Below are 21,079 nucleotides of genomic sequence, written 5' to 3'. Positions count from 1 at the left end.
GGAAACGTATGTGGAGCGAACATGTTACGTTAGAATATCCGTACCATTTTGAGGAAGTGCTGAAGCGTTTATCTTTCGACCCGTTAAACGTCATTCAATTAGACGAGAAAGTAATTTATATCCCGCTTTTTATAGACGAAGAACAGATTGTTGTTCGTTTGCAAGGGATTGGTACTGTTCAAAATCCACAATTTTGGATCTCTAGTCAGGCAGGAGATCAAGAAAAAGTAATGAAACGAATGAAATCCATTTTTCACTGGAATGAACCGTTTCAAAATATACAAAATCATTTTTTAAACACATCATTACGTCCACTATTTGAAACATATGCTTATACTCCAATTATTTTAGAATTCGATTATTTCGCTTGTCTTCTTCGCTGTATTATTCATCAACAAATAAATTTGAAATTTGCTACTGTGCTAACAGATCAATTTGTAAAACGATATGGGACAGAGAAGAATGGCGTTTTCTTTTTCCCAACACCAGAAAGAGTAGCGAACATTTCAATAGAAGAATTGAGAGAGCAGAAGTTTAGTCAGCGAAAAGCCGAATATATAGTAGGATTAGCAAAGCATATCGTAGGCGGCAAATTAGATTTAGCAAGGATAGAAAATGAAACAGAAGAAGAAGTATCGGCACAATTGTTACCAATAAGGGGTATTGGAGCATGGACAGTGCAAAACTTTTTAATGTTTGGGCTTGGACGAAAAAATATGTTTCCAAAAGCAGACATTGGAATTCAGCGCGCAGTGCAAGGTGTATTTCAATTAGATGATAAACCTGATGATGCATTTTTAGAAAAAGTGAAACAAGAGTGTGAACCATACTGCAGTTATGCAGCGTTATATTTATGGAAAAGTATAGAGTAGAGGTGTAATAATGATACAAAAGCAACATGAGAGTAAGTTGGAAGTTGGTCAAACGTTCCCTGTGACAATTAAACGTCTTGGGATTAACGGAGAAGGCGTTGGTTATTTTAAGAGACAAGTTGTTTTCATTCCAGGGGCATTACCAGGAGAAGAAGTTGTTGCTGAAGCAACGAAAATTCAGCGTGGCTTCGCTGAAGCGAAAGTGAAAAAAGTTCGTAAATCATCACCACATCGTGTGAAAGCACCATGTTCAGTATATGAGGAGTGTGGTGGCTGTCAGTTACAACATTTAGATTATAACGAACAATTAAATCAAAAGCGTGATATCGTTGTACAAGCATTCGAGAAGTACATGAATAACAGTCTAGAAGAGAAAATTCGTCCAACGCTTGGCATGGAAAATCCATGGCATTATCGTAATAAAAGTCAATTACAAGTGGGACGTAAAGATGAAAAGGTTATTACAGGGCTATATAAACAAAACTCACATCAGTTAATTGATATTTCTCATTGTATGATTCAACATAAGGCAACGAATGAAGCGACAAAAGTTGTAAGACGTATATTAGAAAAGTTAAATGTTTCTATTTACAATGAGAAAAAACAAAAAGGTTTAGTACGTACAATTGTGACACGTACTGCAGTTCAAACAGGTGAAGTACAAGTCACACTTATTACAACAAAAGAAGAATTGCCAAATAAAGAACAATTTATTGCAGAAGTACAAAAACAGATGCCAGCGGTTAAATCAATTATGCAAAACGTAAACTGGCGTAAAACATCTGTTATTTTTGGCGACAAAACGTTTAAATTAGCTGGAAAAGAAGTAATTCAAGAAACACTTGGTGATTTATCATTTGAATTATCAGCACGTGCATTCTTCCAATTGAATCCAGAGCAAACGGTTGTTTTATACGATGAAGCGAAAAAAGCAGCTGCTTTAACAGGAAATGAGAAAATTGTAGATGCGTATTGTGGTGTTGGTACAATTGGTCTTTGGCTTGCGAATGATGCAGCAGAAGTACGTGGTATGGATGTAATTCCAGAAGCGATTGAAGATGCAAAGAAAAATGCAAAACGCCACGGATTTACAAACACAAAATATGAAGCAGGTAAAGCAGAACAATGGTTACCAAAGTGGGTAAAAGAAGGATGGCGTCCAGATGTAATTGTTGTCGATCCACCGCGTACAGGTTGCGATGATAAATTACTGGAAACGATTTTAAAAGTGAAACCGAAACAAGTTGTTTACGTGTCTTGTAATCCTTCCTCATTAGCACGTGATGTACAAGCATTAATGAAGAGTTATGAAGTGGAATATGTACAACCAGTTGATATGTTCCCACATACAGCTCATGTAGAAAATGTAGTGAAGCTTGTTAGAAAGTAAAGTTTATTAATATTTCCTCATGGTATGAGGGAATATTTTCTATGAAGGAGAATAAAATGAACAATTATAAATTAACGATTCAGTACGATGGTGCACGTTTTAAAGGATGGCAACGTCTCGGTAATAACGATAATACGATTCAAGGAAAAATCGAAAGTGTCATATCTGAAATGGTCGGAAAAGAAATTGAGATTATCGGTTGTAGTAGAACAGACGCTGGTGTACATGCTTTGAATCAAGTTGCTAACTTTCAAAGTGATGAGAAGTTAGTGGAACATAAAGTGAAAAAATATTTAAATCAATATTTACCCAATGATATTAGCATTATGAGTGTAGAAGAAGTACAAGATCGTTTCCATGCTCGTTACAATTCTAAAGCAAAAACATATCTTTATAAAATTTGGAATGAAGAGCATACGAACCCATTTATGCGTAAATACAGCATGCACGTGAATAAACAATTAAATGTGAAAAACATGAAAGAAGCTGCGAAACATTTAGTTGGTTCACATGACTTCACTGCTTTTTCAAATGCGAAATCAAAGAAAAAGTCTATGGTTCGAGAAGTATATACACTTGAAGTGATGGAAGAGGCTGGATTTGTACAAATTAGAGTAAGTGGTAACGGATTCCTTCATAACATGGTACGAAAAATTGTTGGGGCATTAATTGAAGTTGGATTAGGACAACTAGATGCTGAAGCAATTCCAAACATTTTAGAGGGAAAACAGCGCAATCAAATTAATTGCCTTGCTGAGGCGAGTGGTTTGTATTTGGAGAATGTTGAGTTTTAATAATAAGTAAAAAAATCGAGCTGATAAGGCTCGATTTTTTTGCACTCTGAAATTAAGAAGATTTCTCTTTCTTCATACGTAGCTTCAAATTCCAAAAAGCAGCAAGCATAATAGCCGCAAAGGAGCCGCTAATTGTTCCTAAGAGCTTTACATAAGGAAAGCTGCTCATATCAGCATTAATGAATAACATCAAACATAGAACGGCAGGAAGAAGGTATAAGTATTGTAATAACTTTAATTTTTTATCATTACTCATATATATCGCCCCTTTCTAGCATGTTATATGTTTATTATAGCAAAATTTTCCATTCCTTTACACTTAGTAGTATGTTCATTTTATATGTGCAAATGCAGTTTTTTTATTCGATATTGTAAGTTTTGTCTACTCAATCCTAAAAACTTTGCCGCTTGTGAGATATTACCATGATTCTCTTTAAGGATTTGATTGATGTAGTTCTTTTCCATTTCTTCTATTGTGCGCTTTAAAGTTTTAGGTGTATCAGCATCCTGACTAGTTAGGGAAGGTTGTATATGGAATTCTTTTTTTATTCGTTCGCGAAAGCGAGTGGGAAGATGAAACGCTGTAATGATATTTTCATCTTCTATTAAGTTCATTGAACCTTCTATTATATGTTCCAATTCCCGTACGTTTCCGGGCCAATCGTGTGCATAAAAGAATTCTCTTACATGTACATCTATATCCGTTACGCTGAGCCCAAATTGAGTGTTATACTTTTCGATAAAGTGCTGAATAAGAGCTGAAATATCTTCTTTTCTTTCACGTAAAGGTGGAAGACATAAAGTAACGACGCTTAATCGGTAATATAAGTCTTCCCTTAAGCGATTGTGCGTAATAGCTTCAAGAGGATCTTCATTAATAGTTGCTATAATACGAACATCAATTTCTTTTTCTTGTGTGCCTCCGATTCTTCGTATTGTTTTTTCTTGTATAGCTCGTAATAACTTCGCTTGAAGTGATGGACTTAATGAGTTAATCTCATCTAATAACAAAGTTCCTCCGTTTGCTTCTTCAAATAAACCAGCTTTATCGATAGCTCCTGTAAATGCACCTCGGTTCGTCCCAAATAATAAGCTTTCCATGAGTGTATCAGGTATAGCGGCACAGTTTTGTGAAATAAATGGTTTTGTTGAACGCTGACTTTCATTATGGATACTTTGTGCAAATAGTTCTTTACCGGTCCCTGTTTCTCCTATGAGAAGTATGGATGAGGAGGTACGAATTACCCGCTTTGCTTCTGTAATGACCGATTGAATAGCACTAGAATCACCGATTATGTGATCAAAGGTAAACTTGTTATTTTGTTTTCGAGAAGGACTCATTCTTATCGGTTGTTTTAAGTGACTAATCTCTTTTGAAATTTCAATAGCACCTTTAATTTTTCCATTTTCTATTATAGGGAAAGTATCGTTAATCGTCGTAATTTCTTGCCCTTTATTGTTAAAATACGTTTGTTTTATATTTTTTTTGGTTTTTCCAAATTTTAATGCCTCTATAAGAGTACTATTTTTATTTTCTTCAAATGCAAATACCTCTAAAGGACTTTTATATAGCACATCTAAGCGGTCCATTGATTCAATTTCCATCATTTTGCGGTTATAGATAATCGTTTTACTTTCCTCATTAATAATATGAATCCCGATATCGAGTTCATTGAGTAAAGCTTCATATAGCGCATTCATTTCAGTAATTTGTTTAAAATTAATTTCTTCTGTATGCATGTATTATCTTCTCCTCGTTTTACCCTATGAAGACTGACTTTTTATAATTTTATTAAAATTCTCATAAAATCGCAAAATTTTTTTTGCTATTTTCTTTTAAAACTTTTCAAACGATAGAAAAATTTTGCGGTTATGTAGATTTTTTTGTGCGAAATCTTAATTTTTATATAGATATTGAGGTTGGTACGTATCTTGCATAAATAATAATTGAAATCTTTAAATTGAAGGAGTGGGTGAATTAGAACTTTTCATAGGGTATGCGACATTTCAGTGCAAATTAATTAAGAGGAGGAATTTATTAAGTGAAGACGGTTATAGAAGGCGTGTATAGTCCTTGTTACGGAAAAGTAGAGAAATTATTTGTTACTGAAAGTTCTTACGTATATGAGTGGGAGAAATTAGCGTTAATTGAAACGATAGATAAGCAGAAAGTAGAAATTAAGGTAGGAATCAGTGGTTATATCGAATCTTTAGAAGTGGTAGAAGGACAAGCTATCGCTGATCAAAAACTATTAATAACAGTAAGGGATGATCTATTAATAACAGGTAGTGATTAATAGAAGTAATATGTATTTTGCACTTTTTAATAATTATTTTTATTATGAAGAATTTTAAAAACGCTTACATTAAATGGGTTTGCAAAGTGAAAAGGGGGGAGTTATATGATGGATCAAAACCAAGGATTAAAAAGAGAATTGAAAAGTCGGCACATATTTATGATTGCACTCGGAGGTGTTATTGGTACTGGTCTTTTTTTAGGATCCAGTTATACAATTCATGAAGCTGGACCTGGAGGAGCGATTGTAGCGTATCTTGTCGGTGGATTTGTTATGTATTTAACGATGCTCTGTCTTGGAGAATTAGCGGTTGCGATGCCTGATGCAGGATCGTATCAAACATATGCTACAAAACATATTTCACCTGCAGCGGGTTATGTAGTGGGATGGATGTCGTGGCTAAACTGGACGGCTACGATAGGCATTGAATTAATTGCAGTTAGTATATTAATGAAACGTTGGTTTCCAGATGTATCATCATGGATTTGGTGTGTAGTGTTTGCCGTATTGCTCTTTGTTATTAATGCGTTATCTTCAAGAAGTTTTGCGGAGGTTGAATTCTGGTTTGCAAGTATTAAAGTAATTACAATTATTGCATTTATCATTTTAGGCGGGGCAGCAATGTTTGGTTTTCTAGATATGAAAGGAAATGAACCAGCACCGATGTTTTCTAGCTTTACTGATTATGGTGGATTGTTCCCAAATGGATTATCAGCAATTTTAATTACGATGATTGCAGTTAATTTTTCCTTCCAAGGAACAGAACTAGTTGGTATTGCAGCTGGTGAGAGTGAAAAACCAGAGAAAACGATCCCGAAGGCAATTAATAATACAGTTTGGCGCATACTTGTTTTCTTTGTACTATCTATTTTTATTCTTGCGGGACTATTTCCTTGGCAGCAAGCAGGCGTGATAGAAAGTCCATTCGTAGTTGTATTTGATAAAATTGGTATTCCTTATGCGGCTGATATTATAAATTTCGTTATTATTACAGCGGTACTATCAGTTGCGAATTCAGGATTATATGCAACTTCTCGTATGCTATGGTCGATGTCTAACCAAGGAATGATTAGCCCGATTTTTGGTAAGTTATCTAAAAACGGTGTTCCTATTTATGCATTGATTGTAAGCACGATTGTAGGGTGTCTCTCATTACTATCAGGTATTTATGCGGAAGATACAGTTTATTTATGGCTTCTTTCAATTGCAGGGTTCGGAGCAATATTAGTTTGGGCATCTATTGCTTTATCTAACCTATTAGCTAGAAGGACATACTTAAAGCAGGGCGGGGATATTAAGGACTTAAAATTTAAAACACCATTGTATCCATTTGTTCCAATTCTTGCGTTAGTATTAAATTTAACAGTAATTGTTGGCATGGCTTTCATTCCGGAACAAAGAATGGCATTGTATTGTGGTATTCCATTTATGATTGTTTGTTTACTGTTTTATCGTGCTACAAAAAATAAGGGAAGCAAAATAGAACATGTTGAAAAAGTAAACACAACAGAAGCAGAAAGTTTATAAATATATTAGAAACTAATGCTAAAAAAAAGAGACTGTAAAATTGTAAACAGTCTCTTTTTTTGTGACAATATAGCTGGAAACATACTACGTATGCAAAGGGGAATTAGCAATGAATCAAGAAGTTTCACAGCTATTAGAACAGATTGATTTACGAAAAGAGGAGCTAATAGAACTTACAAAAACTTTAATTCGTTTTGAAACACCAGCACCGCCGGCGAGAAATACAAATGAGGCGCAAGAATTTGTTGCAGAGTTTCTAAAAAAACGAAATTTTAGTATTGATAAATGGGATGTATATCCAAATGATCCGAATGTTGTTGGGGTAAAAAAAGGGACGGAAAGTGAGTTATATAAAAGTCTTATTATTAATGGCCATATGGATGTAGCTGAAGTATCGGTAGATGAGGCGTGGGAAACAAATCCGTTTGAGCCGTTTATAAAAGATGGTTGGTTAGTTGGGAGAGGCGCGGCAGATATGAAAGGTGGACTAGCTGGAGCCTTATTTGCAATTCAGCTTTTAGAAGAGGCGGGAATTGAATTGCCAGGTGACTTAATGTTTCAATCGGTAATCGGAGAAGAAGTGGGAGAAGCCGGAACACTTCAATGTTGTAAGCGTGGATATGATGCTGATTTTGCAGTAGTAGTTGATACAAGTAATTTACATATGCAAGGGCAGGGCGGCGTAATTACTGGATGGATTACAGTGAAAAGCCCACAAACGTTTCATGATGCAACACGTAGACAGATGATTCATGCTGGAGGACGTTTATTTGGAGCGAGTGCTATTGAGAAAATGATGAAAATTGTTCAAAGTTTACAGGAGTTAGAGCGTCATTGGGCAGTAATGAAAACGTATGAAGGATATCCATCAGGGACGACAACAATTAATCCTGCTGTCATTGAAGGAGGGCGTCATGCAGCATTTATTGCGGATGAGTGCCGATTATGGATAACAGTACACTTTTATCCAAATGAAACGCATGAACAAATAATAGAAGAAATAGAAGAGTATTTAGGAAAAGTGGCAGCAGCAGATCCATGGTTAAGCGAGAACCCACTACAATTTAAGTGGGGCGGAGAGTCAATGATTGTTGATCGAGGTGAAATTTTCCCTTCATTAGAAGTAGACAGTGAACATGTAGCTGTAAAAACTCTTAGTTCAGTACATGAATCTATTCTATCTAAAAATGCAATTTTAGATATGTCTGCAACGGTAACTGATGGTGGTTGGTTTAGTGAGTTTCACATTCCAGCGATTATTTATGGACCGGGTACACTAGAAGAAGCGCATTCTGTAAATGAGAAAGTTGAAGTTGAACAGTTAATTGAATTTACAAAAGTGATAACGGCGTTCATATATGAATGGTGTCATACGAAAAAATAAGAAAATAGTTTGATCTTTGAATCGTGCGAGTAAGTATGCTTGTACGATTTTTTTGTAACTATTTCAGAGGTGGATAAATTCAATATCTGAAATAGCTTGTTATGCTTTTTATGTTCTTCGTTGTACTTCAATTAATTTTTCTTTAGCTAATTCAACGGCAATTGCATCATCTAAATAGCCAATCGGAAAAAGATAATCGGGGATAATGTCTGTTGATAAAATGAAATATAGTAAGGCACCCCCAATAATTGCACGTTCTTCGTTTGAAATGGTTTCTGTACAAAATTGTTGGTACATACTTGTTAATTGTTCAATGAAAGGGCCGGCACTATCAATTTGTTCTAGTTTACTTTTGAAACTCTCATGAATACGTTTTTCGCCTTCAGTAGTTTGAGCATAGCGCTCATAATTTTCAAGTTCTTGTTTCACACGAGTTGTTGTGTACTCGAAGTCGAATAGGTTAGAGGATTGTAATGTTTGCTGAATTGTATCGAGAGATGTGTACATATCCGTCTTTCCTTTATTTATGTGAGGAGAATTAGGATACATTTCATCAAATAACAATTGAGGTGGAACTTGAAGACATTCAGCGAATTTTTGTAGATGTTTTTGTTTTGGCGGTTGTTTGCCGTTCATAATTCTTGAGATTGTTGCAGGATCGATATTTGTAAGTATTCCTAGCTGTCGCATTGATAAGGCACGTTCTTTTAAAAGTTTTTTTATTAATGTACCAAGTCGATCGTTTGGGTTTTCTTTAGGCATAGTGAAGGCACTCCTTTTTATTGTTGAAAAAATGTTGAGCATTTATTACAAGTATATGAAACAGACAGGCACAGTTGCTCAACATTTTCATAATATACATGGAAATGTGAGAAAAGGGGTGACTGTACTATGAGTACGGCAAGTTTATTTTCAATTCTTTTAATTGGAATTGCGTCCAATTTAGATAATGCAGGTGTTGGGATTGCGTATGGCATTCGTAAAATTCGAATTTCGTGGTTTAACAATTTTATCATCGCATTTTTTGGATTTTCATTTACTTTACTAGCTGGATTTTTTGGGAATTGGATTGCATTATATATTTCGGAGTTTACAGCAAACCTTATTGGAGCAATTGTTTTAGGTATAATTGGGGTGTTTATTTTATGTCAGCCTTTCTTGAGTCAAAAGGACACTTTAGGATCTAAAGATGGTAGTGTACTTATGGGGATTTTACGTGATCCAGAAAAAGCAGATTTTGATGGTTCTAAAACAATTAGTTTTTCTGAAGCAATTGTTTTAGGAGTTGCATTATCCATAAATAATATTGCAAGTGGATTTGATGCTGGAGTAACAAATTTAAATCTTTGGCTTACGGCATGTATTTGTGGGGTGTTTAGTTTTATTTGTATTAGTGGTTTTGCGTATGTAGGTAAAAGATTTTTAGCGGAATACTTAGGGAAATGGGCGACTATAATTGCAGGCGTTTTATTAATTCTCATTGGGATAGACCAATTGTTGTAAGAAGAATAGAATACAATGTTCGAGTATTTCCTTGGAAATTTGGTAAGGGATTGCATATATCGACATACTTTTCTTCATACTAATACTGATTTCTTTTAAAGAAAGGGGGATCCGTATGGGACGTGGGAAAGCATTTGATCATAAGAAAAAAGGGCATGATCATCAACCGCCTAAAGGTGCTCATATTCATAAAGATGTAAATGAGCATACATTAGAAGAGGAAGAATTACCTGTTAATATTGAAACGTATAAAAATAGTTTAAAAAAACATTAAAAGCACCTACATAGGTGCTTTTTTAACGTATATCTTCAATTAATTGTTCCGACTCTTCATGCATACTGTACTCACTTAATACTTGGATGCAAAGCCACTTTAATTCTTCGATAGTATGCTCAAGTTCTTCAGGAAGCACATGATGAATGTCTTCAAGTCCCATTCCGAAATGAATAAGCTCTAGTACTTGATCATCGATGTTCCGATCCATTAATAATTCAAGCACCTCTAAATTGAATATGTATCGGTGAGCTTCATCGAGTGAAACAACTTTTAACTTCAAGCTTTCTACAATACTCAATATAAAAAGAAGAATTGTTTTTTCAAGAACAGGTTGTTTTTCCATTTGAAATATCAGTTTCATCTTTTACACCTCCACATATAGCGCTAGGTTGTACTATATTATTCAGGAGGGGGGAGCAAATATGCATAATAAAGCGAAACTTTCATTATTGTTTTTGTTTTGTTATTAATGATTGGTGAAACTAAATTTTTCATGAAATAAAAAATCCTGCTAGTATAGCAGGATAACTTCCGAAATTAAAATATACTCCAGCCTTCTTGGGCAGAAAGTAATTCAAGAATTTTAAAACCAGCGATACTATTTCCGTTTGCATCTAAAGCTGGTCCGAAAATACCGATTCCCATTTCGCCTTTTACGCAGCCGAAAATGCCGCCCGCTACACCACTTTTTGCAGGGATCCCAACGCGAATTGCAAATTCACCAGATTCATTATACATCCCGCAAGTAACCATAAATGTTTTACAAATTTTTGTAATATGTTTAGGGATAATTTGTTTTTTCTTGTATGGATCGTAGCCATCCATTGCAAAAATTAAGCCAATACGTGCTAAATCGATACAGTTTACTTCAACTGCACATTGACGAGTGTATAAATCCATAAGTTCTTCAATGTCACAATCGATAATGCCGTTTTGTTTCATATAGTAGCAAAGTGAACGGTTTAAGTAAGCAGTCTCTAATTCTGAATTGGCAACTTTAGAAGAATAGTTAATTGTAGGATTATCTGTTATTTCACGTACAAAATGAAGAATACGCTCCATTTTTTCTTCGTTATTTTTTCCTGCCAACATGCTTGTAATAGCTAGTGCACCTGCATTAATCATTGGATTAAGAGGTTTGGAAGGACTTGTCGTTTCTAACTTAATAATAGAATTAAAAGGGTCACCAGTTGGCTCCATTCCAACTTTAGAAAATACATATTCTTCACCACGATCTAAAAGGGCAAGTGCAAGTGTAATTACTTTGGAAATACTTTGAAGAGTAAATAGTGTTTGTGAGTTGCCAGCATGGATATATTCTGTTTCTTTATGGAAAATGGCAATCCCTAAATCATCTGGATTTGCATTTCCTAGTTCGGGGATATAAGTAGCAAGCTTTCCTTTTTTCGTATATGGTTTTACTTGTTCTAACAACTGTTGTAAGTTGTTTGTTTCAATGCACTGCATAGTACCAACGCTCCTATTTCGAATTAACTAAGTTTACTTTTCCCGATATGCTCGGAAATAAATAATAACATGAAAAAGTGGAATGATAAAACGAAAGTTACATGTTATATCGTGGGTCTTTCGTTTTGAGTATTCTGTATTAAAAAAGGATAATTTTCCTTTTATATAACAGTTTGGAAATAGGAGATTTATCCATAAAAAATCCAAAAATAAAAACTACACATCTATACAACTATATGTTATTATGGTTATGTAAATAGAAAGCGTTTTCTAAGGCGTACTTATAATGATAACGATTTCATAAATTTGATAGGGGGAATTAAAATGTTGCAGTTTCTACAACGTATTGGTAAAGCGTTAATGCTTCCAATCGCCGTACTACCAGCAGCAGGATTATTGCTTCGTTTAGGACAAGAAGACGTATTTAACATTCCTGTTATGGCACAGGCCGGTGCAGCAATTTTTGATAATTTAGCACTTATTTTTGCAATTGGTGTTGCAATCGGTTTGTCTATTGATGGTAGTGGAGCAGCAGGACTTGCTGGGGCAATCGGATATCTTGTTTTACAAAATACAACGAACGCTCTAAGTAAGGCGTATTCAGCAGCAGAGCTGAATGATAAATTAAAAAGTGTTCAGGATTTAGTTGGTTCAGCAGATCCAACTAAATTAGCAGATACAATGACAAAAGTTTCAAAAGCAGCGGCGTTAACGCCAAAAATAAATATGGCCATACTTGGTGGTATTATTGCTGGGGTTGTTGCTGGATTACTATATAACAAATTCCATAAGATTAAATTACCAGAATGGTTAGGTTTCTTTGCGGGGAAACGTTTCGTACCAATCATTACTTCTATTGTAATGCTTCTTTTAGGATTAGTATTCGGTCAAATTTGGCCAACAATTCAAAGTGGTATTGATGCGGTAGCACACGGCATCGTGAACTTAGGTTCAGTTGGTGCTGGTTTATTCGGATTATTAAACCGTTTATTAATTCCAATCGGTTTACACCACGTAATGAACACATACTTCTGGTTTGTACTTGGTGACTTTACAAACGCAGCTGGTGATATCGTTCATGGTGATATTGCACGCTTCTTTGCAAAAGATCCATCAGCAGGTATGTTCATGACTGGTTTCTTCCCAATCATGATGTTCGGTTTACCAGCAGCGTGTTTCGCAATGATTGCGGCTGCTAAACCAGAAAAACGTAAAATGGTTACAGGTATGTTAGGTGGTCTAGCATTAACTTCATTCTTAACTGGTATTACAGAGCCAATTGAATTCTCATTCATGTTCTTATCACCAGTATTATATGGTATTCATGCTGTACTAACAGGTCTGTCTCTATTCATTACAACAACACTTGGCATTCACGATGGTTTCTCATTTAGTGCCGGGGCAATCGATTACTTCTTAAACTTCGGTATTGCAACAAAACCATTGTTACTAGCAGGAATCGGTTTAATTTACGCAGCAATTTACTTCGTAGTATTCTACTTCTTAATTAAGAAGTTCGATTTAAAAACTCCTGGTCGTGAAGATGACGATGAGTTAGCTGAAGAGGGTGATGCACCAGTTGCAGGTTCAATTGGTGAAACTTACGTAGCAGCTTTAGGTGGAAAAGAAAACTTAACAGTTATTGATAACTGTGCAACACGTCTACGCTTACAAGTGAAAGATGCTGGTCAAGTAAATGAAGCAGCATTAAAACGTGCTGGTGCAAAAGGTGTTATGAAATTAAGTAACACAAGTGTACAAGTTATCGTAGGTACAAATGTTGAATCTGTTGCCGATGATATGAAAAAACACGTATAAATAGTTAGATAAGAGGATATCCAAAAAGATTGATAACAACAGTCTTTTACAGGGTATCCTCTTTTATTATGTTGAAATTTTAAAGGGAATCTTACTTTTGTAAATTTTCTTTTTCTTTTTTATACATATAGGTTGGTAATATGTTCAGCGCGTGATAAAGTAGGGATGACATAGAATGGAGTGTCTATAATCTACTGAAATGATTTGGAAAAAGTCTTGTGTAGATGAATTAAATTATCGGTAAATAAGGGGAAAAGGGTAATCATGGATCAGGAAAAAAATACTGTTAATGGGAAAGTACGTCGTCCGGTTGTATACATAAAAAGAACAATCATTCTCGTCCTACTATTTTCACTTGTATATTTCATGTATACAAAAATTGTTGCGCATAATAAAAAAGAGGAAACTTTAAAAGCAGCAGCAGAAATGAAGAAGCGAGAAGAGATAAAAAAGCAAGAAGAAATGAAAAGACAAGAAGCTGAAAAACAAAGAAAACAAAAAGAACAGGAAGAACAGATAAAGCAGGCGCAAGTTATAGATAAACCTGCTGAAGGGCCGCCTCAAGAAATTAATGAAAACGCTCAATTGGATCAATATTTACAAAACGCAGGATTTAGTGGGACAGCTGTTATTGTGAAGAACGGAAAAGTTCTTTTGAATAAAGGATACGGTATGGCGAACAAAGAGAAGCAAGTACCGAATAATTCAGAAACGACCTTTTATATTGGCTCTATTTCAAAGGCATTTGTAGCGACTACTATTATGCAACTCAAAGATCAAAATAAATTACAAGTAGAGGATACGATTGCAAAGTATATTCCAGATTTTCCTCAAGGTAATAGCATTCAACTAAAACATTTATTAACACATACATCAGGGATTCCAGAATATGAGCAGGGAACAGAGGATATTTCTCATGAGGAACTGATAAAGCGGATAGGCAATCAAAAGCGTATTGCAGGCCCAGGAGAGAAATGGAAGTATTCAGATTCGAACTACTCTATACTTGCCTACATTGCCGAGAAGGTGAGTGGACAACCATTAGAAGAATATATTAAACAACATATTTTTGCTACTGCTGGTATGAAGCATTCTGGTTTTGGTAAAGCGTTAGAACAAACAAGATTCCCATCAACGGGTTATAAAATAGTAAATAATAATATGACAACACCTAACATTCCGAGCATGTCACAATTATATGGTTGTGGTGATATATATACGAGCGCGCATGATTTATATTTATTTAATGAAGCGCTATTCTCTGGAAAATTAATATCAAAAGAGAGTTATAATCAAATGTTTACTGCCGTCAAAAAAGATTACGGATTTGGCTGGTATGTAGACCCAGGCAGTTATTCAAATCATGGTGTAATGCCAGGTTGGAATTGCTTAAATGGATTTAGTAAAAATGGCAGTGTATATGTTGTTTTATTATCTAACATTCAGAACAATATTAAATCATTTGGCAAAGTGAATAACGACATTTATACGATGTTACGAAATATTGAAGTGTAAAAGACTATCCCTTTTGGATAGTCTTTTTTGTATTGAGAAAATATATCCACGATTATTCATTAATGTAATACAAAAATAATGAATATGTTCTAGAAAATGTATGTCTTACCTATCACAAAAAAAGCTGCTTTGTATACATTAAGATGTATGGATGTTATTTTTTATACTTTAAAAATAATAGGAGGAGAAGCGTATGTGTCTGTTCAGAAAATATTGGCATAAATTATCCAGACTGTTTAATAGACAATTAGGTTATTTTTTAGATGACAAGTTATTGCCTGCTGTGGAACGACTTTTATTTTCGCAAAACTTCGCAAGGTTTATTCAAAGAAATTCTAAGCAAGCTACGGAAGATTTTATAGAATCAAGTCAATTCCAATCTATTATTTGTAACATTTTAAAAGAATGTAATACATCACCATTTAAAGAAATTGCAAAGCAGTATTTAGGTAAAAACGTCGAAATTACTGTGACAGTTGGACAGTTAACGGGTGTTATTGTAGCAGTTGGTGACGATTTCTTAACGCTGCAAGAAGGAATAGGAACTGAAGTTTTATTACCATTTACAAGTATTATATCAATTAAAGAAGTGTAAGAAAGGAGACTTATATATGTTATTTACTGATGAATTGCGTAACCATGTTGGTGAGTTAGTGCAAGTTGTGACAGCTGTAGAAATTGTTGCAGGCATTCTTTTATCTGTGACGGATGGAGCAGTAAGTGTTCGTACTTCTCCTTCTTATGGACCACCGGAAGATGTACTTGTACGTATCCCTATTATTTCTTATGTTCGCTTGGAAGGGTAAGAGTGATGCAAGTATGAAAGTATCAGTTGTTATTCCAGTGCATAATGAAGCAAGTACTTTATCACAAGTCTTAGTAGAAGTGGAGAAGCTCGAGCCTTATGAAATTATCGTAGTAGATAATGGATCGACAGATGAGACAAAAGAGATAGCCTTCCAACATCATTGCCGCGTGATTTATTATAAACATTCTCTTGGCAATGATGTTGGAAGGGCAATTGGAGCTAGAGAAGCAAAAGGTGACATCGTATTATTTTTAGATGGTGATATCGTTATTGATAATGTAGAGCTACAACGTTTCGTGAAAGGAATCCAGCAGGGGCATCAAATTGTTGTGAATAATTTAACATGGTCTGTGTATTTAAAGGTGAGACCACATTATACGACAGTTGGAAAATGTATGTTGAATCGTTATTTGAATAAAAAAGAGCTTGTTGTCGGATCTTTAATCGCAATTCCACATGCGATGAGTAGAGAAATTATCGAGAGGCTTGGATGGTGGAATTTAGCAGATCCAGCATTATTTCAAGCGATGGCGATGTCTAGAGGAGTAGATATTGTTGATATGGCTTCGGTCGATGTAATTCACACAAATAAAGTTCGTCCTGTGCATACTGGTACATCACCTGGTTCTCCTTATCCAAAAGCGACTAGTCGTATTATGGGTGATCATTTACGTGCTTTGCAATATGTAATCGAAACATATGGTAAACGTGGCGGTTTTTCGGAGGGAAATAGGGATAGAGAGTTTATAGGGAAGTATAAACCAGTTTTATTACAAAAGGAAAAGGCGAAATATAGTGCGATTATACCAGTGTCAGAAGAAAAAATGACTATCAGATCTGTTATACAAGAAGTGAAAAAAGCAGGTGTAGATGAAATTATAGTTGTTGCGAATGGAGCAGATGGTGAGACGATTAAACAAGCAAAGTTAGAGAATGTTATTGTAGTTGAATTCACGAAGGCGCTTGGCCATAATGTAGCACGAGCGATAGGGACTATGCATGCTACGGCAGATATTTGTTTATTTGTTGATGGTGATTTTGCTATTCCGGCAAAAAAACTAATTCCATTTTTGCATGCTATTGAAGACGGGAATGATGTGGCGTTAAATGATTTGCAATGTTTGTTAGATATGTTTCACCCAGCAGATCCAATTAGTATGGGGAAATATTTCGTGAATTTGGTAGCAAAACGACCAGATTTATGGAACAACTCGTTAACGGCAGTACCACATGCTATGCGTAAAAAGGTAATAGAGAAAATTGGGTATGATTCTCTTGTCATTCCACCATTAGCTCAAATGAAAGCTATTTTAGAAGAATGCTCCATTACAGCAGTGGAATTTGTAGATGTTATAAAAACAAATCGAGTACGCCCAGAGCAACATGGTTTTGTAAATGGACGTATCCCAGCATTTGACCGTATTTTTGGTGATCAGCTTGAGGCGATTGCGTATTTATTACAATATACGGACGAACGCGGAGGATTTACAGATGGAGAGCGGGATAGAGATATAATTCAACAATTGAGAAAGGAAGAAGAAAATATAGATGGATGCTAGTAGTAAAGTAACTATTATTGGATTAGGATATGTTGGCCTTCCTTTGGCTGTCCTTTTTGCAGAAAGAGGACATGCTGTACTTGGATTAGATAAAGATACTAGGAAGATAGAATTAATAACCAAAGGAGAAAGTTATATTCCTGATGTTTCTTCTAACGTATTACAAAATTTATTGAACGAAAGAAAATTAATAGTAAATACACCAGATAAAGGTGTTACGGAGTTCCAAAATAGTGAGTATGTTATTGTGACTGTGCCAACGCCAATTAATGAGAATAAAGAACCCGATTTAAGTGCCCTCGTTTCATCCTCTTATTATATACAACAACACCTTCAAAAAGGACAAACCTTCATTTTTGAAAGCTCCACATATCCAGGTACACTGGAGGAAGTTATTATTCCTATTATTTCTCAAACAGGTAAAAAGGTAGGAGAAGATTATTATATTGGGTATTCTCCAGAGCGAATTGATCCAGCGAATAGCCAGTATTCAGTTGAAACAATTCCAAAAGTTATTAGTGGACAAACCGAGCAGTGTAAACAAAAAGTACAGGATTTATATAGCACTATATTTGATGTAGTCGTTCCAGTTAGCTCTCCGAAAGTAGCAGAGATGTGTAAGCTCTTTGAAAATATTCAGCGCTTAGTTAATATTTCATTAGTAAATGAGTTAAATATACTTTGTGAAAGTTTGAATATTAATTTTTATGAGGTGCTTGAAGCTGCATCTACAAAACCGTTTGGATTTACTCCGTATTGGCCAGGACCAGGAATAGGGGGACATTGTATCCCGGTAGATCCTTTGTATTTTCAATGGAGAATAAGAAAAGCTGGAGCAATTAGTCAATTAATTGAGGCAGCACATGTAATTAATGAAGAAATGCCAGAGAAAATAATCGGGAAAGTGAAAGATGTGGTGCAATCACCAGCAACGGTTTTAATTGTAGGGATTGCATATAAGAAAGATGTAAATGATTTGAGAGAATCACCAGCGTTGCCGATTATTCAATTATTAATAAAAGAAGGATACAAGATAGAATATCATGATCCGTATATTTCTACAGCGAAAATTGGAGATACACTATATCAATCCGTCTCATTAGATGAACAAAGAATTAAACAAGCGGATTGTATTTTAATTGTAACGGATCACTCTAATATCGATTGGAATCTATTTAAAGGAATTGAGCGATTAATAGATACACGTGGAATTATAAAGAAGGTGAGTGTATGAGTAAGAAATGTTTAATTACAGGTGGAGCAGGATTCATTGGGTCGCATCTAGCTGAAGAATTGGTGAAAAGAGGTTATGAAGTCACGATTGTGGATAACTTCTATAAAGGGAAAATTAAATATCATGATGAGTTAATGAAAGAAATTCGGGTTATTCCAATAAGTGTTTTAGATAAAAATTCTATTTATGAATTAGTAAATCAACATGATGTAGTATTTCATTTAGCGGCAATATTAGGTGTTAAAACGACAATGGAAAAAAGTGTAGAGCTTATTGAAACAAATTTTGATGGGACGAGAAACATTTTGCAAGCAGCGTTAAAAGGGAAGAAGAAAGTAGTATTTGCATCTACTTCTGAAGTATATGGAAAGGGAGAGCCGCCATTCTCTGAAGAAGGAGATCGTTTATACGGGGCAACTTCTAAAATACGCTGGAGTTATGCAGTTTGTAAAACGTTAGAAGAGACATTATGTTTAGGGTACGCATTAGAAGGTTTACCGGTAACGATTGTTCGTTATTTTAATATTTATGGTCCAAGAGCGAAAGATGGTCCGTATGCAGGGGTAATCCCACGATTTATCCGTGCGGCTTTACAAGGAGAAGACATTCTCGTATATGGGGATGGAAAGCAGACACGTTGCTTTACGTATGTAAGTGATGCGGTAGAGGCAACGATTCGAGCAATGGATGAGAAGGTAAATGGTGAGATTATTAATATAGGTTCTGAGAATGAAAAGAGTATAAAAGAAGTAGCAGAAGTAATCAAAAAACTAACGAATTCTTCTTCGAAAATTGTACAGGTTCCTTTTGAAGAAGTATACCCACATGGTTTTGAGGAAATTCCAAATAGAAGACCAGACGTAACAAAATTAAGAGAACTTGTTCAATTTCAAGCGACAGTAACGTGGGAACAAGGATTGAAAGAAACTATTAAATGGTTTCGTGAAGAAAGCAATGGCTAAGTCATTATCGGTTATTATTCCCGTATGTAATGAAGTAGATACGATTTCAGACGTGATTCAATCGGTAAAACCACTAAATCCAGTAGAGATTATTGTAGTAGCAAATGGTTGTAATGATGGTACAGAAGCGATTGCTGAGAGCTTAGGATGTACAGTAATCCAGTATAAAGAGTCACTTGGTAACGACGTTGGACGTGCAGTTGGTGCGAAACATGCGATAGGTGATGTATTGCTGTTTGTAGATGGTGATTTTGCTATTCAAACTTCAAAATTACAACTATTCCTTAATCCGATTTTGCATGATCAGGCGGATATCGCTTTAAATAATTTGGACGCATTATTTTTAAAGAATCAAAAACCACATTCTATTACAGTATGGCGCCAAATATTAAATGCAATGTTAGAGCGCGAAGAATTAAAAATTGATTCTTTATTATCTGTACCTCATGCGTTGACGAAAGAAGTCGTTCAAAGTATTGGATATGAATGTTTTGTTAATCCTATTGTGGCCCATTTACGCTTAGCACAAAGTAAATGGAAAATTAGTCGTCATTGTGCAATTGATGTTATTACGCCGAATAAATTTCGTCCACTCGAGCATGCTGCATATGGCACGGATCTTTCTCAATCTGAAAAACGAATGATAGGTGATCATATAGAAGCTGTAGCAGAGCGGATAGTAGGCAGCGATGAGCGCGGAGGATATTATGATGGAAATAGGAAAAGAGAGAGTGTCTATCATACTTTAAATTTTGAAGAATTTTATCAAGGATGGGGCGTTACATCTAATTTGTATAAAGGAGAGCAATTATCGGTAATTATTCCTGTACAAGATGAAGAGGAAACAATTGGGAACGTTATAGAAGAGCTTCGCAAAATTGAACCTTTTGAAATCATCGTTGTTGTAAATGGTTCGTCCGATAAAACGGCAACAATTGCAAAAGAAAAGGGAGCAACAACAATTGTATATAAAGAAGCACTTGGAAACGATGTGGGGCGTTCGCTTGGAATTTATTTTGCAAAAGGAGAAATTGTGTTATTTATAGACGGCGATTTTGTTATTCCAGCTAGTGAGCTATATCCCTTTGCAAAAGCAATTGCAGATGGAACAGATGTCGCATTAAATGATTTAAATCATTATTTAGATTTGAGAGTACCACTGCATCTTGTAACTGCATTTAAATATGCATTAAATTTAGCTTGTGATCGAAAAGATTTAGGAGTAGGCTCTCTTATTGCTGTACCTAATGCGTTTAGCCGGATGTGTTTGAAATCAATTGGGTATAGATCTTTACTGTCACCTTGCGTAGCGCAAGTGAAAGCTATTCTTTCAGGATTCGAAATCGCGTGTGTAAGTCGTGTTGAGGTCGATAAGATGAACCGTATTCGTCCCAGTGAACATTTTGCAAAAATAGGTCATCCTCCAGCTGTCCTTCGAATTATAGGTGATCATATAGAAGGGTTAGAGCAATTAATTGCATTAAAGGGCAGTCGTGGTGGATTCGATGATGGAAATAGAAAAAGAGAGATTTTATCCCGCTTTAACGGGCAGTAAAACTCCCGCCTCAAAATTCGGTATCTCCCACTGATTAATGTTTCACTTTATAGCGGTAACAAAAAAAGTGTACAACGTATGTACACTTTTTTGCTCTGTTATAAAAACTATAACAGA

21 protein-coding genes are annotated in these 21,079 nt (G+C 35.2%); 16 read left to right on the top strand and 5 right to left on the bottom strand.

Annotation, left to right across the window (positions count from 1 at the left end; all coding sequences use genetic code 11):
• Window positions 1-8 precede the first annotated feature (8 nt).
• The 3 genes from MRBLBA3_RS06975 to truA are packed head-to-tail and all read left to right on the top strand — an operon-like array spanning window position 9 to window position 3,056.
• Window positions 9-872, top strand: coding sequence for a DNA-3-methyladenine glycosylase family protein (locus MRBLBA3_RS06975; protein WP_000269429.1), 864 nt, complete (start codon window positions 9-11; stop codon window positions 870-872).
• 10 nt (window positions 873-882) lie between these two features.
• Window positions 883-2,262 carry a 23S rRNA (uracil(1939)-C(5))-methyltransferase RlmD gene (gene rlmD, locus MRBLBA3_RS06970; protein WP_328023408.1) on the top strand — a complete coding sequence of 460 codons (1,380 nt, stop codon included), beginning with the start codon at window positions 883-885 and terminating at the stop codon, window positions 2,260-2,262.
• A gap of 56 nt (window positions 2,263-2,318) precedes the next feature.
• Window positions 2,319-3,056 carry a tRNA pseudouridine(38-40) synthase TruA gene (gene truA / locus MRBLBA3_RS06965; protein WP_212089038.1) on the top strand — a complete coding sequence of 246 codons (738 nt, stop codon included), beginning with the start codon at window positions 2,319-2,321 and terminating at the stop codon, window positions 3,054-3,056.
• A 52-nt stretch (window positions 3,057-3,108) separates the two neighbouring features.
• Here truA and MRBLBA3_RS06960 read toward each other — a convergent pair whose 3' ends face one another.
• Complete coding sequence (locus MRBLBA3_RS06960; RefSeq protein WP_363380395.1) at window positions 3,109-3,312, bottom strand: hypothetical protein; 204 nt, start codon at window positions 3,310-3,312, stop codon at window positions 3,109-3,111.
• An 80-nt stretch (window positions 3,313-3,392) separates the two neighbouring features.
• Window positions 3,393-4,796, bottom strand: coding sequence for a sigma-54 interaction domain-containing protein (locus tag MRBLBA3_RS06955; protein WP_212089041.1), 1,404 nt, complete (start codon window positions 4,794-4,796; stop codon window positions 3,393-3,395).
• A gap of 302 nt (window positions 4,797-5,098) precedes the next feature.
• On the opposite strand from MRBLBA3_RS06955, the gene MRBLBA3_RS06950 reads away from it, so the two are divergent.
• The 3 genes from MRBLBA3_RS06950 to MRBLBA3_RS06940 all read left to right on the top strand — a co-directional run bounded on the left by MRBLBA3_RS06950 (window position 5,099) and on the right by MRBLBA3_RS06940 (window position 8,264).
• Window positions 5,099-5,353, top strand: coding sequence for a biotin/lipoyl-containing protein (locus tag MRBLBA3_RS06950; RefSeq protein WP_000859494.1), 255 nt, complete (start codon window positions 5,099-5,101; stop codon window positions 5,351-5,353).
• A 105-nt stretch (window positions 5,354-5,458) separates the two neighbouring features.
• Window positions 5,459-6,880 (top strand): amino acid permease, encoded by a 1,422-nt coding sequence (locus tag MRBLBA3_RS06945; RefSeq protein ID WP_328023410.1) that lies wholly within the window; start codon window positions 5,459-5,461, stop codon window positions 6,878-6,880.
• 109 nt (window positions 6,881-6,989) lie between these two features.
• Window positions 6,990-8,264 carry an acetylornithine deacetylase gene (locus tag MRBLBA3_RS06940; protein WP_212089043.1) on the top strand — a complete coding sequence of 425 codons (1,275 nt, stop codon included), beginning with the start codon at window positions 6,990-6,992 and terminating at the stop codon, window positions 8,262-8,264.
• Window positions 8,265-8,372: 108 nt separating this feature from the next.
• Here the strand turns inward: MRBLBA3_RS06940 and MRBLBA3_RS06935 are convergent, their stop codons facing one another.
• Window positions 8,373-9,026 (bottom strand): DUF1232 domain-containing protein, encoded by a 654-nt coding sequence (locus tag MRBLBA3_RS06935; protein WP_097808379.1) that lies wholly within the window; start codon window positions 9,024-9,026, stop codon window positions 8,373-8,375.
• A 129-nt stretch (window positions 9,027-9,155) separates the two neighbouring features.
• On the opposite strand from MRBLBA3_RS06935, the gene ytaF reads away from it, so the two are divergent.
• Together ytaF and MRBLBA3_RS06925 are read left to right on the top strand one after the other, a co-directional pair.
• On the top strand, window positions 9,156-9,767 hold the full coding sequence (ytaF, locus tag MRBLBA3_RS06930) for a sporulation membrane protein YtaF (protein WP_363380390.1): 612 nt from the start codon (window positions 9,156-9,158) through the stop codon (window positions 9,765-9,767).
• Window positions 9,768-9,882: 115 nt separating this feature from the next.
• A complete protein-coding gene (locus tag MRBLBA3_RS06925; RefSeq protein WP_080743487.1) occupies window positions 9,883-10,041 on the top strand; it encodes a hypothetical protein in 159 nt (52 codons plus the stop codon).
• A gap of 22 nt (window positions 10,042-10,063) precedes the next feature.
• Here the strand turns inward: MRBLBA3_RS06925 and MRBLBA3_RS06920 are convergent, their stop codons facing one another.
• Complete coding sequence (locus MRBLBA3_RS06920; RefSeq protein WP_000766602.1) at window positions 10,064-10,405, bottom strand: DUF3969 family protein; 342 nt, start codon at window positions 10,403-10,405, stop codon at window positions 10,064-10,066.
• Window positions 10,406-10,581: 176 nt separating this feature from the next.
• Complete coding sequence (gene glsA, locus MRBLBA3_RS06915) at window positions 10,582-11,511, bottom strand: glutaminase A (RefSeq protein WP_001149855.1); 930 nt, start codon at window positions 11,509-11,511, stop codon at window positions 10,582-10,584.
• 324 nt (window positions 11,512-11,835) lie between these two features.
• Here glsA and nagE point away from each other — a divergent pair, with 324 nt between their 5' ends.
• The 8 genes from nagE (at window position 11,836) to MRBLBA3_RS06875 (ending at window position 20,962) form a co-directional block, all read left to right on the top strand.
• Window positions 11,836-13,329: an N-acetylglucosamine-specific PTS transporter subunit IIBC gene (gene nagE / locus MRBLBA3_RS06910; protein WP_212089046.1), complete on the top strand. Its 1,494-nt coding sequence runs from the start codon at window positions 11,836-11,838 to the stop codon at window positions 13,327-13,329.
• 264 nt (window positions 13,330-13,593) lie between these two features.
• Window positions 13,594-14,844: a serine hydrolase domain-containing protein gene (locus tag MRBLBA3_RS06905; protein ID WP_212089048.1), complete on the top strand. Its 1,251-nt coding sequence runs from the start codon at window positions 13,594-13,596 to the stop codon at window positions 14,842-14,844.
• 193 nt (window positions 14,845-15,037) lie between these two features.
• Window positions 15,038-15,439, top strand: a complete 402-nt coding sequence (locus MRBLBA3_RS06900) for a hypothetical protein (RefSeq protein ID WP_000335535.1) — start codon at window positions 15,038-15,040, stop codon at window positions 15,437-15,439.
• A 16-nt stretch (window positions 15,440-15,455) separates the two neighbouring features.
• Window positions 15,456-15,650 carry a hypothetical protein gene (locus MRBLBA3_RS06895; RefSeq protein WP_000899472.1) on the top strand — a complete coding sequence of 65 codons (195 nt, stop codon included), beginning with the start codon at window positions 15,456-15,458 and terminating at the stop codon, window positions 15,648-15,650.
• Window positions 15,601-17,211 carry a glycosyltransferase family 2 protein gene (locus MRBLBA3_RS06890; protein ID WP_363380384.1) on the top strand — a complete coding sequence of 537 codons (1,611 nt, stop codon included), beginning with the start codon at window positions 15,601-15,603 and terminating at the stop codon, window positions 17,209-17,211. The genes MRBLBA3_RS06895 and MRBLBA3_RS06890 overlap by 50 nt, the downstream gene beginning before the upstream one ends.
• Window positions 17,201-18,445, top strand: coding sequence for a nucleotide sugar dehydrogenase (locus tag MRBLBA3_RS06885; RefSeq protein WP_212089052.1), 1,245 nt, complete (start codon window positions 17,201-17,203; stop codon window positions 18,443-18,445). Before MRBLBA3_RS06890 ends, MRBLBA3_RS06885 begins: the two co-directional genes overlap by 11 nt.
• Window positions 18,442-19,407, top strand: a complete 966-nt coding sequence (locus MRBLBA3_RS06880; protein ID WP_212089054.1) for an NAD-dependent epimerase/dehydratase family protein — start codon at window positions 18,442-18,444, stop codon at window positions 19,405-19,407. Before MRBLBA3_RS06885 ends, MRBLBA3_RS06880 begins: the two co-directional genes overlap by 4 nt.
• Window positions 19,400-20,962: a glycosyltransferase family 2 protein gene (locus tag MRBLBA3_RS06875; RefSeq protein WP_363380380.1), complete on the top strand. Its 1,563-nt coding sequence runs from the start codon at window positions 19,400-19,402 to the stop codon at window positions 20,960-20,962. The genes MRBLBA3_RS06880 and MRBLBA3_RS06875 overlap by 8 nt, the downstream gene beginning before the upstream one ends.
• Window positions 20,963-21,079 lie beyond the last annotated feature (117 nt).

Origin of the sequence: Bacillus sp. LBA3-1-1.1 (assembly GCF_040676495.1) — a bacterium.
GTDB classification, from domain to species: Bacteria; Bacillota; Bacilli; order Bacillales; family Bacillaceae_G; genus Bacillus_A; species Bacillus_A nitratireducens.
Note: the sequence above shows the minus strand (reverse complement) of the source record. Positions and strands in the feature narration are given on the sequence as shown.